At 74.8% G+C, this 13509-nt stretch carries 12 protein-coding genes; 4 read left to right on the top strand and 8 right to left on the bottom strand.

Features of this window, described 5'->3' with window-relative positions; genetic code table 11:
- Positions 1-18: 18 nt before the first annotated feature.
- A complete protein-coding gene (dut, locus tag ACFQTY_RS12390; protein WP_378100840.1) occupies positions 19-528 on the bottom strand; it encodes a dUTP diphosphatase in 510 nt (169 codons plus the stop codon).
- 45 nt (positions 529-573) lie between these two features.
- Between dut and ACFQTY_RS12385 the strand changes: the two genes are divergently transcribed.
- The gene (locus ACFQTY_RS12385; RefSeq protein ID WP_378100838.1) at positions 574-1083 is read left to right on the top strand and encodes a DUF3093 domain-containing protein; all 510 of its coding nucleotides are present in this window, start codon (positions 574-576) and stop codon (positions 1081-1083) included.
- 73 nt (positions 1084-1156) lie between these two features.
- Here the strand turns inward: ACFQTY_RS12385 and ACFQTY_RS12380 are convergent, their stop codons facing one another.
- Complete coding sequence (locus ACFQTY_RS12380) at positions 1157-1456, bottom strand: DUF4193 domain-containing protein (RefSeq protein WP_263730908.1); 300 nt, start codon at positions 1454-1456, stop codon at positions 1157-1159.
- Positions 1457-1612: 156 nt separating this feature from the next.
- Entirely contained in the window at positions 1613-2470 is an 858-nt protein-coding gene (locus ACFQTY_RS12375; RefSeq protein ID WP_378100835.1) for an inositol monophosphatase family protein, read from the bottom strand.
- A 99-nt stretch (positions 2471-2569) separates the two neighbouring features.
- On the opposite strand from ACFQTY_RS12375, the gene sepH reads away from it, so the two are divergent.
- Complete coding sequence (sepH, locus tag ACFQTY_RS12370) at positions 2570-3646, top strand: septation protein SepH (RefSeq protein ID WP_378100833.1); 1077 nt, start codon at positions 2570-2572, stop codon at positions 3644-3646.
- A gap of 10 nt (positions 3647-3656) precedes the next feature.
- On the opposite strand, the gene ACFQTY_RS12365 is transcribed toward sepH, so the two are convergent.
- The 4 genes from ACFQTY_RS12365 to ACFQTY_RS12350 are packed head-to-tail and all read right to left on the bottom strand — an operon-like array spanning position 3657 to position 8871.
- Positions 3657-4322: a thymidine kinase gene (locus ACFQTY_RS12365; protein WP_378100831.1), complete on the bottom strand. Its 666-nt coding sequence runs from the start codon at positions 4320-4322 to the stop codon at positions 3657-3659.
- 22 nt (positions 4323-4344) lie between these two features.
- A complete protein-coding gene (locus tag ACFQTY_RS12360; RefSeq protein ID WP_378100829.1) occupies positions 4345-5520 on the bottom strand; it encodes an alkaline phosphatase family protein in 1176 nt (391 codons plus the stop codon).
- Positions 5517-6101, bottom strand: a complete 585-nt coding sequence (locus tag ACFQTY_RS12355; RefSeq protein ID WP_378100827.1) for a DUF5998 family protein — start codon at positions 6099-6101, stop codon at positions 5517-5519. The genes ACFQTY_RS12360 and ACFQTY_RS12355 overlap by 4 nt, the downstream gene beginning before the upstream one ends.
- 37 nt (positions 6102-6138) lie before the next feature.
- Positions 6139-8871, bottom strand: a complete 2733-nt coding sequence (locus ACFQTY_RS12350) for a GNAT family N-acetyltransferase (protein WP_378100825.1) — start codon at positions 8869-8871, stop codon at positions 6139-6141.
- Between the two features lie 120 nt (positions 8872-8991).
- Here ACFQTY_RS12350 and ACFQTY_RS12345 point away from each other — a divergent pair, with 120 nt between their 5' ends.
- Positions 8992-11472: a DNA topoisomerase (ATP-hydrolyzing) subunit A gene (locus ACFQTY_RS12345; RefSeq protein ID WP_378100823.1), complete on the top strand. Its 2481-nt coding sequence runs from the start codon at positions 8992-8994 to the stop codon at positions 11470-11472.
- 2 nt (positions 11473-11474) lie between these two features.
- The gene (locus ACFQTY_RS12340; RefSeq protein ID WP_378100821.1) at positions 11475-12236 is read left to right on the top strand and encodes a hypothetical protein; all 762 of its coding nucleotides are present in this window, start codon (positions 11475-11477) and stop codon (positions 12234-12236) included.
- A gap of 55 nt (positions 12237-12291) precedes the next feature.
- Here ACFQTY_RS12340 and glgA read toward each other — a convergent pair whose 3' ends face one another.
- Positions 12292-13500 (bottom strand): glycogen synthase, encoded by a 1209-nt coding sequence (glgA, locus tag ACFQTY_RS12335; protein ID WP_378100819.1) that lies wholly within the window; start codon positions 13498-13500, stop codon positions 12292-12294.
- Positions 13501-13509 lie beyond the last annotated feature (9 nt).

The following is a 13509-nucleotide window of genomic DNA, read 5'->3' as shown; positions in this document are numbered from 1 at the left end:
TGCGCGTGCACGTCGGTCTCAGGCTCCAGTGTCGCTCTTCTGCGACGTGGACGTGCGATCGCCCGCTCCGCCGGCCGACTTCCAGCCCCCGCTCGAGCCGAACCCGCCGTCACCGCGGTGCGAGCCCGGCAGCCGCTCCGCCTCGACGAACCGTGCCCGCTCGACGCGCTGCACCACGAGCTGGGCGATCCGGTCCCCGCGGTGCAGCACCAGCTCGTGCTCGGTGTCCGTGTTGAGCAGGGTGACCGAGATCTCGCCGCGGTAGCCGGCGTCGACGGTGCCAGGGGCGTTCACGATGGTCAGCCCGTGCCGCGACGCCAGGCCGGAGCGCGGGTGCACGAAGGCGGCGTAGCCGTCGGGCAGCGCGATCGCCACCCCGGTCGGCACCGTGACCCGGCCCTGGGCAGGCACGGTCACGTCGATCCGGCTCACCAGGTCCGCTCCGGCGTCCCCGGGGTGGGCGTAGGAGGGCACCGGCAGCTCGGGGTCCAGCCTCAGCAGCAGCACCTCGACGGTCGGCTCGGTCACGGGTGCCGACCCTACAGGCCGCTCGACGGGTGCGATGCTGTCCGCATGGCCGACAGCAGACCCGTGGACGGGGCGACCGGGTCCCCTGGTGGCACCTCGTACACCGAACGGCTGTGGCTGGGTCCGCTCGGGTGGCTGCTCGTCGTCCTGTTCGGCATCGTGCTCGGCGTCGCCGTCCTGCCGGTGGACGACACCTTGGCCCTCGTGGTGGCCGTGCTCGGAGTCGCGGGCGGCCTGCTGGTCGCCGTGCTGACCACCACGCGGGTCGAGGTCGACCGCGGCACCCTGCGCGCCGGTGCGGCCCGGATCCCGGCCCGTCTGGTCGGTCCGGCGACCGTCCTGGAGGGCGAGGCGCTGCGCACGGAGCTCGGCCCGGCGCTGGATGCCCGGGCGTACCTCTGCCTGCGGGGCTGGGTGCACCGGGCCGTGCGGATCGAGCTGCACGACCCGCAGGACCCCACCCCGTACTGGGTGGTCAGCACGCGCCGACCCGACCGGTTGGTCGCCGCACTCTCGGCGGCAGGTGCTCGTACGTCCGCCCCGACCGGGGCGTGACCGCGCGGGCACGACGACGGCCGGCCCCGGAGGGACCGGCCGTCGGTGGAACGGTCGCGTGGTGCGGGACGGCTCAGGCGGCGCACTCCGAGCAGACGGGCTGGCCGTCGCGCTCGTAGGCGAGCTGGCTGCGGTGGTGCACCAGGAAGCAGCGCGAGCAGGTGAACTCGTCGGCCTGCCGGGGCAGCACGCGCACCGACAGCTCCTCGCCGGACAGGTCGGCACCGGGCAGCTCGAAGCCTTCGGCTGCTTCGGTCTCGTCCTCGTCCACCACGCCCGAGTTCTTGTCCGAGCGCCGGGCCTGGAGCTCCTGCAGCGAGTCCTCGCTGAGGTCCTCCTCCGTCTTGCGGGGCGCGTCGTAGTCGGTCGCCATGGGGGCTCACATTCCGTGGACTGGTCTGGGGTACGGGTGCTCAATGCTCAGCGGGCGCGGTTTGTTCCCCGCGCGGAGGGGATTGTGCACCACATCCCGAGGGGATGCGAACGCGGTGCCGGCCGGTCTCGCCGAGCACCTCGCCGAGCCCCGACGTCACTCGTCCGAGTCGGCGCCCAGCGCCTCGAGGAGAGCCACCACCTCGGCGACGAGGACGGGCGCACCGGCGACCGTCATCTCGGCGTCCGCGGGGCGACCGCGCAGCCCCGTCACGACGGCTCCGGCCTCCTGGGCGATCAACGAGCCCGCCGCCATGTCCCAGGGCTGCAGACCCCGTTCGTAGTGCAGGTCGAGGGTGCCCGCCGCCACCGAGCAGAGGTCGAGCGCCGCTGACCCGATGCGGCGGATGTCCCGCACGCGCGGCAGGAGGTCGGCCACCACGCGGGCCTGTGCGCGTCGACGCTGCGCGACGTAGCCGAAGCCCGTGCTGAGCAGGGCGTCCGGCAGTGCGGGTGCGGACGGCAGGTGCAGCGGTCGGCCGTCGAGGGACGCACCGGAACCGCGTCCCGCGGTGTACGTGATGCCGATGGTCGGGGCGTGGACGCATCCCGCCAGCACCGTCCACGTGTGCGGCGACGGCGCCACGGTGGGGTCGGGGGACGTGACCGCCGCGACGGAGACGGAGTACGACGGCAGGCCGTACAGGTAGTTGACCGTCCCGTCGATCGGGTCCACGACCCAGGTGATGCCCGTGCTGCCCGGCTCGAAGCCGCCCTCCTCGCCGAGCACGGCGTCCCCGGGCCGCAGCTCCGCGAGCCTGCGACGCAGCAGCGCCTCGGAGGCGAGGTCCATGGCGGTGACCACGTCCTGCGGGCTCGACTTCGTCGCGGCGACGGTGACCCGGTCCGGGCGTCCGTCGCCGACCAGGGCGCCGGCCTCCCGGGCCACCGCCTCGGCGACGGAGCGGAGCTCTGCGACAGCGTCGGGGTCCGTCGGGGTGCGGGGCTGGCTCACACCTCCATCCTGCCGCAGGGCTCGCGGCTCACCGGCCGAGGTGCGCCGCGCTGGGCCGGATGGGTGGCAACCTGGGCGCCGGAAGGGAGGCGAGAGGCCATGGGTGAGCTCGAGCTGGTGGGACTGCACGAGGACGGGGAGCACCTCGTGCTGTCCGGCCCCGACGGACAGCGGTTCCGGTTGCGCATCGACGAGCCGCTGCGGGCTGCCGTCCGCCGGGACCGTCCGCAGCTCGAACAGCTGCGGTCGGAGCGCGCAGGCACTCTCAGCCCCCGAGAGATCCAGGCGCGGATCCGTGCGGGTGCCACGGCGCAGGAGGTCGCGGACTCCGCAGGCCTGCCCGTCGAAGCGGTGCGTCGCTACGACGGTCCGGTGCTCGCCGAGCGCGAGTACATCGCCGAGCAGGCGCGGTCAGCGCACGTCGGGCACGAGAACGGCTCCCCCGCGCTGGGCGACCTGGTGACCGACCGTCTGGCCGCGCGTGGGGTCGACGTCAGCACGCTCGGCTGGGACGCGGCCCGTGACGGTGCGTCGCCGTGGACGGTCCTGGCGCACTTCGTCGTCGGAGGTGAGCCGCGCGAAGCCAGGTGGAGCTTCGACGCCGCCTCCCACGCTCTCGTCGCACTCGACGACGAGGCGCGGTGGCTGTCCGAGACCGAGCTCGACGAGCCCGTGGGACGGCGCCACCTGGCGGCGGTGCGCGACGTCGTCTTCGACTTCCGCGCAGATCCGGCACCGCTCGGCGGCGAGGTCGACGAGCCGGTCGTGGACGCGGTCGAACGAACGGCCGCCCTGCTCGACGACCTGCGCAGCCGCCGCGGCGTCCGTCAGGGCCTCGACGTCGAGGACGACGAGGACGACGGGGACCGGTTCGAGGGCTTCGGACCGCAGCGCGCGTTCGACCTCGGCACGTTCGAGCAGCAGGTGCCCGGCGCCCACCCCGTCGACGCCGACCCCGTCGCCGAGGCCCGGGTGCTGTCGGTGACGCACCTGCACGCGGCCGGCTCCGGCGAGACGGAGGACGCGGCCGGCGAGACGCCGCCGGTCGCGACGGTCCCGGCGCCTGCGCCGTCGCCGGACGAGCCGGCACCCGCGGCGGACCGCCCGCGGAGCCGGCGGGGCCGGGCCAAGGTGCCGAGCTGGGACGAGATCGTCTTCGGAGCCAAGCCCGAGTGAACCGGGCGGCTCAGACCTCGGCGGGCTGCCCGGTGGTGGCCGTCAGCAGGGTCTGAGCGGTCGGGGCGGCGGCACGGGCGGTCGCCGCCGTCATCCGGCGCATGTGGTGCCGGCGGCACAGCACCTCGTAGGCCACCTCGGCGGTGCCCGCGACGTCGCCGACGACCACCTGCTCCCCCTCGACCACCATCACGCCGCCCACGGTGCGGGCGTTGTGCGTGGCGCGCTGCCCGCACCAGCACAGGGCGCGCACCTGCAGCACCTCGACGCGGTCGGCGAGCTCGACGAGACGTGCCGACCCCGGGAACAGCCGGGCACGGAAGTCGGTGCTGATCCCGAACGCGAACACGTCCACGGCCAGCTCGTCGACGACCCGCGCCAGCTGGTCCACCTGCGCGGCGGTGTAGAACTGCGCCTCGTCCGCGATCAGGTAGTCGACCGGGCGACCGTGCGTGCGGCGGTGCACCACCTCGGCCCAGAAGTCCGTGCCGTCGTCCACCTCGTTCGCGCGCCGGGCCAGGCCGAGGCGCGAGGAGATGGTCGCGGTGCCCGCGCGGTCGTGGCGGGTGAACAGCACCCCGTCGCGCCCCCGTGCGGCGTGGTTGTGGTGCATCTGCAGCGCCAGCGTCGACTTCCCGCAGTCCATGGTGCCGGAGAAGAACACCAGCTCGGCCATCCGCGTCTCCCTCGAAGCTCTCTCACACCTGCGTGACGAGGCAGGGCACCAGCATCTCCTGGCGGGTCAGCGACCCGTGCACCCCGACCAGCCCCAGCGACGCGGGGGTCTGCGTCCGGGAGTCGACCACCGTGACCCGTCCGGTGGTGGCGACCACGACGTCGCCGATCACCGGCCGCACGCGGTCCGCCACGACGCCGAACCAGCCCGTCGCGACGGCCTCCTCGCGGGTCCGCACCACGGCCCCGTCTCCGAGCACGTCCTGCCAGCGCCGCACCACGTCGGCTGCCTCGGCGGCCGGGTCGAGGTGCAGGTGCAGCGCCCGCGGCTCCCCTGCCACGAGCGCGACACCCTCGGCGAGCGCCGGTGTGCCGGCGACGTCCCAGCGCAGCGACGGGTCGACGTCCACCATGCCGTGGTCGGCCGTGACCAGGAGCAGCGTGCCCGACGGCAGCAGCCGGGCGAGGCGGGCGAGCTGGGCGTCGAGGGCCTCGAGCGCGTCGCCCCACTCCCAGGAGTCGCAGCCTGCGTGATGGCCGACCTTGTCCACGTCGCCCCAGTAGAGGTAGGCCACCCCGGGCCGCCGCAGCTCACGGGCGACGACGTCGACGCGCTGGTCGAGCGACTCAGCCGGACGGTACGTCGCGCCGGAGAGCGCCGCCCGGGTCAGTCCCGACCCCTCGAAGCGCGCCGGCCCGACGCTGAGCACCCGCACGCCGGCGTCCGCCAGCCTGCCCAGCACGCTGCGCTCCGGCTGCCACGTCTCCGCCGGGGGAAGGTCCGTCCAGGAGACGAGGTTCCCCAGCCTGCCCGTCGCAGGGTCACGGACGGTGTATCCCAGCATCGCGGTGCGGCCCGGCGGGAGCCCGGTGCCGAAGGTGCCCATGGCCGTGGCGGTCGTCGACGGGAACGTGGTCGTCAGGGGCGCCGAGTCGAGCAGGAGGGACCGCAGGAACGGCGCGTGGCCCGACCGCTGCGAGAGGTTGGTGTGGCCGAGGCCGTCCACCAGCACGACGCACACCCGCTCGGCCGCCGGCAGGCCCAGGAGCGCGCGGGCGGCGGCGGTTCCGGGCAGGTCGACGCCGAGGGCGCCGGCCACGGCGGGGAGCACCTGTCCGAGCGACCGGCCGAGCAGGTCCGGCTCGATCAGCTCGTCGTCGGCACCAGGGGTGCGCGCACCACCGAGGAGATGCGTCACCGGGTTGCCGCGGTGGCGGCGGACAGCCTGCGGGCGAACGTCTGGGCCGCGCGCACGGCCTCCGCACCGTCCGCGACCGAGCTGACCCGGAGCACGACGTCGTCTGGGGCCAGGGTGCCGGTCAGCCCGTGGTCGGCCTCGCACTCCGGGTCCCCGCAGGTGGCCGGCTCGAGGTCCACGCGCGACACGGCGCCCCAGCCGATGACCATCGTGAGCTCCACCGCGCCGTGGCCCTGGCGGTGCCGCTGCGGGTCGTCGACCACGTGGGTGAGCGCCACCGACCGGAGCTCGCGCAGGGGCACGGCCTCGGTGGTGGCCGAGGCCGAGGCCGACGGGTGCTCGGCGTCCGGCGCGTGGTCGTCCACGTGGGCGACGACGAGGCGCGTCGGTGTGAGCACCAGGACGGTCACGTGACGGCGGACCTCCGCGTCGTCGAACGTGGTCTCCGGGTGCACGAGGTGCGCCTCGACGGACTCACCCGCGAGCGCGACGTCGAGCACGTCGGCCACCAGCTCGGGGTAGTACCCCGCCCGGTGCAGGTCGCGGTGCAGGTCCTTGTCCAGGGGTGTCACGGCAGGCACCGCACCATCCTCCCACCCCGCCGGGCGACGCCGCGGGTCACGAGCGCGGCAGGCGGCGGGTGGCGTCCGAACGGTCGGCGTGCGCGAGGGTCGCGGCCGCCGCGAGCACCACCGCACCGTGCTCGGCGACCACCACGGGGTTCAGCTCGAGACGGCGCAGCTCAGGCAGCCCGTCCGCGAGCACCGAGACGCGGGCGACCACCTCCTCCAGCGCCACGACGTCGAGGGCGGGCAGCCCGCGGTAGCCGAAGAGCCGCGGTGCCGTGCGGGGCGTCCGCACGAGCTGGCCGACGTCGACGTCCGTCAGGGGCGGCACGCCGTAGGCGGTGTCCCCCAGCAGGTCCGTGGCGTCTCCGGCGAGGCCGAAGCTGATCACAGGGCCGAACAGAGGGTCCTCGGCCGAGCGGATCACGCACGCGGAGCCGTGCGGCGCCATCGACTGGACCTCCAGGGGGTGGCCCGCGGGCGACGGTCCGAGCGAGGCGGCCAGCTCGAGCACCTCGGCCACGTCGGCCCGGAGCTCGGCCTCGTCACCCACGTCGAGCCGCACGCCCCCGAGGTCGGCACGGTGCCGCAGGGCCGGGACGGTCGTCTTGACCGCGACGGGCCACCCGAGCTCGTCCGCCGCGGCCACGGCGGAGTCTGCGTCGTCGACGCCGATCGTCCGCTGCACGCCGATGCCGGCGCAGGCCAGCAGCTGGGCGGTCCGGCTCGGCTCCAGCCGCACCTCCGGTCCCGCGTCGGCGGGCAGCCACTCGTCGACGAGACGACGCGCGGCCCGCAGGTCGAAGCCCTCGGGATGCAAGGGGGCACCCCGGTCCGCCGCCCGCCACCGGGCGTAGCGAGCGGCGTGGCCCAGCGCGAGCACCGCGTCGGCCGGCGTGGCGTATGCCGGCACGGTCCGTGGCGCGCCGTCGGGACCGGGCGCCGTCAGCTCGTCCGTCACACCGTGCAGACCGCTCATCACCGCCACCGTCGGACGTCCCGTGCGGGCTGCTGCCTCGGCGACCGCCCGCGCCACCGTCGGGTCGAGGTCCCCGACCACGGGGATCCGCACGGCGATCACGGCGTCGAGGTCGGGCTCGTCGTACAGCTCGTGCACCGCCCGGTCGAGCACCTCCGGTGCCGCGTCCTCCGGGACGAGGGACACGTGCCGCCCGATCCGGAGACCGTGCGTCGCGGCGAGCTCGGCGACCAGCGTCGCCGCCGACGCGGAGCTGGCCAGGATGCCGGTGCGGCGTCCCGACGGCAGCGGCTGGTGCGCCACGAGCTGCAGCACGTCGAACATCTGGTGGGTGTTGTCCACCCGGATCACGCCGGACTGGCGCATCACCTGGCTGAGCACCCGCGCCGGCGCCTGGGTCGCCCGCACGGCATGCCCGGGCGGCACCACCTGTCCCGAGCGGCCCGCCGTCATCACGACGACCGGCTTCACCGCCGCGAGCCGGCGCGCGACCCGGGAGAACTTGCGCGGGTTGCCGACCGACTCCATGTGCAGGCCCACCGCGAGGGTCTGCACGTCCTCTGCCCAGAACTGCATGAGGTCGTTGCCGGACACGTCCGCGCGGTGGCCCGCGGAGACGAACTGCGACAGGCCGAGGTTGCGGTGCTCGAGCGCTGCCAGGAGGGCGACCGAGAACGGTGCCGACTGGCAGAACAGCCCGATCCCACCGGGCCCGGGCACGCTGCGCGCCAGGGACACGTCCAGCGTGCCGTCCGGACCGGTCGCGAGCACCCCGTACGACGCCGGTCCGACCATCCGCATGCCGGCACCGTGCGCGGTCCGCAGCAGCCGACGTTGGCGCTCGAGGCCCGCTGCACCGTCCTCGGCGAAGCCCGACGACAGCAGCACGACCGCGCGCACCGACAACCGGGACAGTGCCCGGACCACCGGTTCGGCCCGCTCCCCCGCCACGGCCACCGCCGCGAGGTCCACCGGACCGGGTACCGCGTCGAGGTCCGGCCACCAGGCGGCTCCCGTGCCGGCGACCGACTCCGGCGGGACACCGGTGGCGTGGACGACGACCGCGCCGCTGGTCGCCGCCGCGGTCAGACCGGCGAGCACCCGCGTCACCATGCCGACGTGCAACGGCCGAGGGTCGTCGGTGCCGGGCCCGACGACGACGACGGACCTCGACTCGAGCAGCCCGCGCATCGACCGCGCCTCGGCCCGGTGTTCACGGTCGGCCATCACCTCCTGCGAGCGGTCGGTCGGGTCGATGCCGGACGACACGGCGACCACACCGTCCTCGGTCCGCTGGCGCACCTCGTAGCCGGCCTCTCGGAAGACCGAGATCATCCGGCCGTTCTGCGGCAGCACCTCGGCGACGAACCGGCGTACACCGCGCTCCCGCGCCGCTGCGGCCAGGTGCTCGAGCAGCACGGACGCCAGGCCGAGGCCCTGCCGCGCATCCGCGATGTTGAACGCGACCTCGGCGGTGTCCGGGTCGATCCGGTCGTACCGCGCGACGCCGATGATCCGTTCCTCGCCGGCCGACCCCGCCAGCGCGACCAGGGCCACCCGGTCGCGATGGTCCACGGTGACCAGCCGCTCGAGGTCCCGGTCGGACAGGCGACCGAGCGGTGCGAAGAACCGCAGGTAGGTGGATCGCTCCGACTGCCCGACGTGGAACGCCTGCAGGGCGTCGGCGTCCAGCGGGCGGATGGGGCGCACCCGCGCCGTGGAGCCGTCGTGCAGCACCACGTCCGCCTCCCAGGCGGCGGGGTAGCCCGCCGGGCCGTCGGGGGCCGTGGCGTCGGGGTACGACATGGTCCGAGGCTATCGGGCCGCCCTCACGGCGAGCCCGTGCGGGCGTGCCGTGCGGGTGCGACGCCGGTCGGCGACGACAATGGTCGCGATCCGCCCCCGCCCGACAGGAGTCCCGCCCGCATGGCGCGCCGCCCGGCCACCCCCTCGCTGCCTCCCGACGACCTCGTCGAGCACATCGTCGACATCGACGTCGCGAACGAGATGGAGGGCTCCTTCCTCGAGTACGCGTACTCGGTGATCTACGCCCGGGCCCTGCCGGACGCACGGGACGGGCTCAAGCCGGTGCAGCGCCGCATCCTGTTCCAGATGGGCGAGATGGGTCTGCGCCCCGACCGGCCCTACGTGAAGTCCGCCCGGGTGGTGGGCGACGTGATGGGCAAGCTGCACCCGCACGGCGACTCGGCGATCTACGACGCGATGGTGCGTCTGGCCCAGCCGTTCTCCCTGCGGCTGCCCCTGGTGGACGGGCACGGCAACTTCGGCTCCCTCGACGCAGGTCCGGCCGCACCCCGGTACACCGAGGCGCGCCTGGCGCCGGCCGCGCTGGCGATGACCCAGGGTGTCGACGAGGACGAGGTCGACTTCGTTCCGAACTACGACAACAAGCTGATGCAGCCCTCCGTGCTGCCGGCCGCGATCCCGAACCTCCTGGTCAACGGCGCGACCGGCATCGCCGTCGGCATGGCGACCAACATGGCCCCGCACAACCTGGTCGAGGTGATCGCCGCCGCCCGGCACCTGGTGCTGCACCCGGAGGCGAGCCTCGAGGACCTCATGCGGTTCGTGCCCGGGCCCGACCTGCCCGGTGGCGGCAAGATCGTCGGCCTGGACGGCGTGCGGGAGGCGTACCGCACCGGCCGTGGGGCGTTCCGGACGCGTGCGACCGCCCGGATCGAGAACGTGACACCCAAGCGCAAGGGCATCGTGTTCACGGAGCTGCCCTTCGGCGTCGGGCCGGAGAAGGTGATCGAGAAGATCTCCGAGGGCGTCAAGGCCAAGCGCATCTCGGGGATCAACGACGCCCTCGACCTGACGGACGGCACGCACGGCCTCCGCCTGGTCGTCGAGGTGAAGTCCGGCTTCGATCCCGATGCCGTGCTCGAGCAGCTGTACCGGCTCACGCCGCTCGAGGAGTCGTTCGCGATCAACAACGTCGCGCTGGTGGACGGTCAGCCGCGCACGCTGGGGCTGCGCGAGCTGCTGCAGGTGTGGGTGGACCACCGCGTGACCGTGGTGCGCCGCCGGTCGGCGTTCCGGCTGGCGCGACGGCAGGAGCGGCTGCACCTGGTCGAGGGCCTGCTGGTGGCGATCCTCGACATCGACGAGGTGATCCAGGTGATCCGCTCGTCGGACGACGCGGAGGCGGCCCGCGCCCGCCTGCGGACGGTCTTCGACCTGTCCGAGCCCCAGGCGGAGTACATCCTCGAGCTGCGGCTGCGGCGGCTGACGCGCTTCTCGCGCATCGAGCTGGAGCGGGAGCAGACCGAGCTGACGGCCGAGATCGCGCAGCTGCAGGCGCTGCTGGCCGACGACGCGCTGCTGCGCACGCAGGTGTCCGACGAGATGGCGCAGGTGGCTGCCGCGTACGGCACGCCTCGACGCACGATCCTGCTGGAGTCGGCGGGCGGCCCCTCCGTCAGCGGCGCCCCGGCTGCGCGCACCGCCGCCGGTGCCGCGCCGCTGCAGATCGCGGACTCCCCGTGCTGGGTGCTGCTGTCCGCCACCGGCCTGCTGGCCCGCACGGCGTCCGACGAGGTCCCGTCGCGCGGGGCCGACGGTCAGCGCCACCGGCACGACGCCCTCACGTCCGCCGTACCGACGACAGCGCGGTCCGAGGTCGGCGCCGTGACCGACCGGGGTCGGGTCGTCCGGGTCCCCGTGGTCGACCTGCCGGGGCTGCCTCCCACCGACGGAGCGCCGTCGCTGTCGGGCGGTGTGCCGGTGGGCGAGGTGATCGGTCTCGAGCGCGGCGAGCACGTCGTCGGGCTCGCCTCCCTCGCGGTCGACGCACCACCGCTCGCCCTCGCCACGGCGCAGGGCACCGTCAAGCGGGTGCTGCCGGGTGATGCGCCGGGCAACCGGGACTCGTGGGAGGTGATCGCCCTCAAGGAGGGCGACGCGGTGGTCGGTGCGGCCGCAGGCCCCGACGACGCCGAGCTGGTGCTGATCTCCTCGGACTCGTCGCTGCTGCGCTTCGGTGCCGCTGCGGTGCGCCCGCAGGGCAGGGCCGCCGGTGGCATGGCCGGCATCAACCTCGCCGCCGGCCGTCGGGTCGTGGCCTTCGCCGTGGTGCCGGCCGGTACGGCGGACGACGCCGTGGTCGCGACCGTCGCGGGAAGCGCGGACGCCCTGCCCGGCACGCAGGCGGGTACCGCCAAGGTGACGCCGTTCGCGCTGTACCCGTCAAAGGGCCGCGCGACCGGCGGCGTACGGTCCCAGCGGTTCCTGAAGGGTGAGGACACGCTGCTGCAGGCCTGGGTCGGCCCCGCACCCGCCCGCGCCACCGGCTCCGGCGGCCAGGCCGTCGCGCTGCCGGCTCTCGACGAGCGCCGTGACGGCTCGGGCACTCCCCTCGCCGCTCCGGTGCATGCGATCGGCTGACCGTGCACACCCCGTCCACCCTCGAGCTGCCACGGTCGGTGGTGCTCGCGCTGTGGCTGGCGGTCCGCGCGGATGCGACGACCGCCAGCGACGCGGTGGAGGGCGACGACGAGCCGCACACGGTGCTGGGCGTCGAGCCGCCCGATCTGCGCGGACTGCTCGCGGGTACGGCCCGCCCCGTCGCGCAGGCCGCCGCCGTGCTGCCGGTGCCGGGCGACCCCGCATCGGCGCCGCGAGAGGTGACGGAGGCCGCCACGGTGGCCGGCGAGGCGGTGCTGCTACGGACGGCCGACGGCGGCTGCCGCGCGCTGGTGCCGCACATCCAGCGGTTCGGCTCCGCGATCGACTTCGGTCACCTGGTCACGTGGACGGTGGTGGAGACGAGCGACTGGCGGCCCGGTGTGCTGGCGCACCTCGGATCGCTGGCGGACGCCGAGCGGGAGCTGCGCGAGGGTCTCGCGACCGCCACCGAGGCGCTGGTGGACCTGGACGTCGCCCGGTGGCGGCCGGAGGCTGCGGCGCAGATCGGCGCCGTCCGGGACGCGGTGCTGCCGGCGTCCCGACTGCCGGTGGGCATCGAGGGCCGTCGCGTCCGGGTGCTCGCCAGCGCCGCGCGGCTGCGCGCGATCGTGCGGCTCGCGACGCAGGACGACGGCGGCGCGGTGAACCTGTGGCAGGCCGACCAGCGGTCCACCGCGCTGCGCGAGGTGGACCGGGTGGCTCGTCGAGCGCTCGCCGCAGCCGCGACGACGTTGGACACCTGACCCGCCGCGCGACGACCGCTGCTCGGTCCCGCCCACCCGGGCGTCCTGGCGCGCGTCAGGCCAGCACGGACCGGTACACCTCGAGCGTCCGCTCACCGATGGCCGACCACGAGAAGTGGTCCTCCACCCGCTGCCGCGCCGCGTGTCCCCACTCGGCGGCCCGCACCGGGTCGGAGACCACCTCGGTGAGCGCGGCGGCGAGGTCCTGCACGAACCGGTCCGGGTCGGTGGGCGTCCCCGTCCCGTCCTGCACCTGGTCGATGGGCACCAGCCGACCGGTGACGCCGTCGTCGACCACCTCGGGGATGCCGCCCGTGGCCGTGCCGACCACCGGCAGGTCGACGGCCATCGCCTCGAGGTTGACGATGCCGAGCGGCTCGTACACCGACGGGCAGGCGAACACCGTCCCGTGCGACAGCACGGCCACGAGCTCGGCGCGGGGCAGCATCCGCTCGATCCACACCACGCCCGTGCGCCGCTCGCGCAACCGCTCCACCAGGCCGCTGACCTCGGCGAGGATCTCCGGGGTGTCCGGCGCGCCGGCGCAGAGCACCAGCTGGACGTCCGCCGGCAGCAGCTCGGCGGCACGCAGCAGGTAGGGCAGACCCTTCTGCCGGGTGATGCGCCCGACGAACACGACCGACGGCCGGCTCGGGTCGATGCCCAGCTCACGCACCGTCTGCTCGTCGCGTGCCAGGTCCGCCTCCGAGGTGGGCCGCCGCCAGGTCTGCAGGTCGATGCCGTTGTGCACCACGTGCACCTTCGCCGGGTCGACGGCCGGGTACGAGCGCAGGATGTCGGCCCGCATGCCACCGCTGACCGCGATCACCGCGGCGGCCGCCTCGTAGGCCGTCTTCTCCGCCCAGCTCGAGAGCGCGTAGCCGCCGCCGAGCTGCTCGGCCTTCCAGGGTCGCAGCGGTTCCAGGCTGTGCGCCGTCACCACGTGCGGCACGCCGTGCAGGAGCCCCGCCAGGTGGCCGGCGAGGTTGGCGTACCAGGTGTGCGAGTGCACCAGGTCGGTACCGGCCGTGATGCCGGCCACCATGGCCAGGTCCACGCCGAACGTCTGCAGGGCGGCGTTGGCGTCGCTCAGCTCGGCCGGGACGTCGTAGCCGTGGACGCCCGGGGCGTCCCGGGGTCCGTCGAAGCAGTGCACCTGGACGTCGACGACGTCACGCAGCACCGCGGTCAGCCCGGCGACGTGCACGCCGGCGCCGCCGTACACGTGCGGGGGGTACTCCCGGGTCAGCAGATCGACGCGCACGTCAGGCCT

Source organism: Cellulomonas sp. T2.31MG-18 (assembly GCF_964266755.1).
Classification (GTDB): domain Bacteria; phylum Actinomycetota; class Actinomycetes; order Actinomycetales; family Cellulomonadaceae; genus Cellulomonas.
This window is presented reverse-complemented; position numbering and strand designations above follow the sequence as displayed.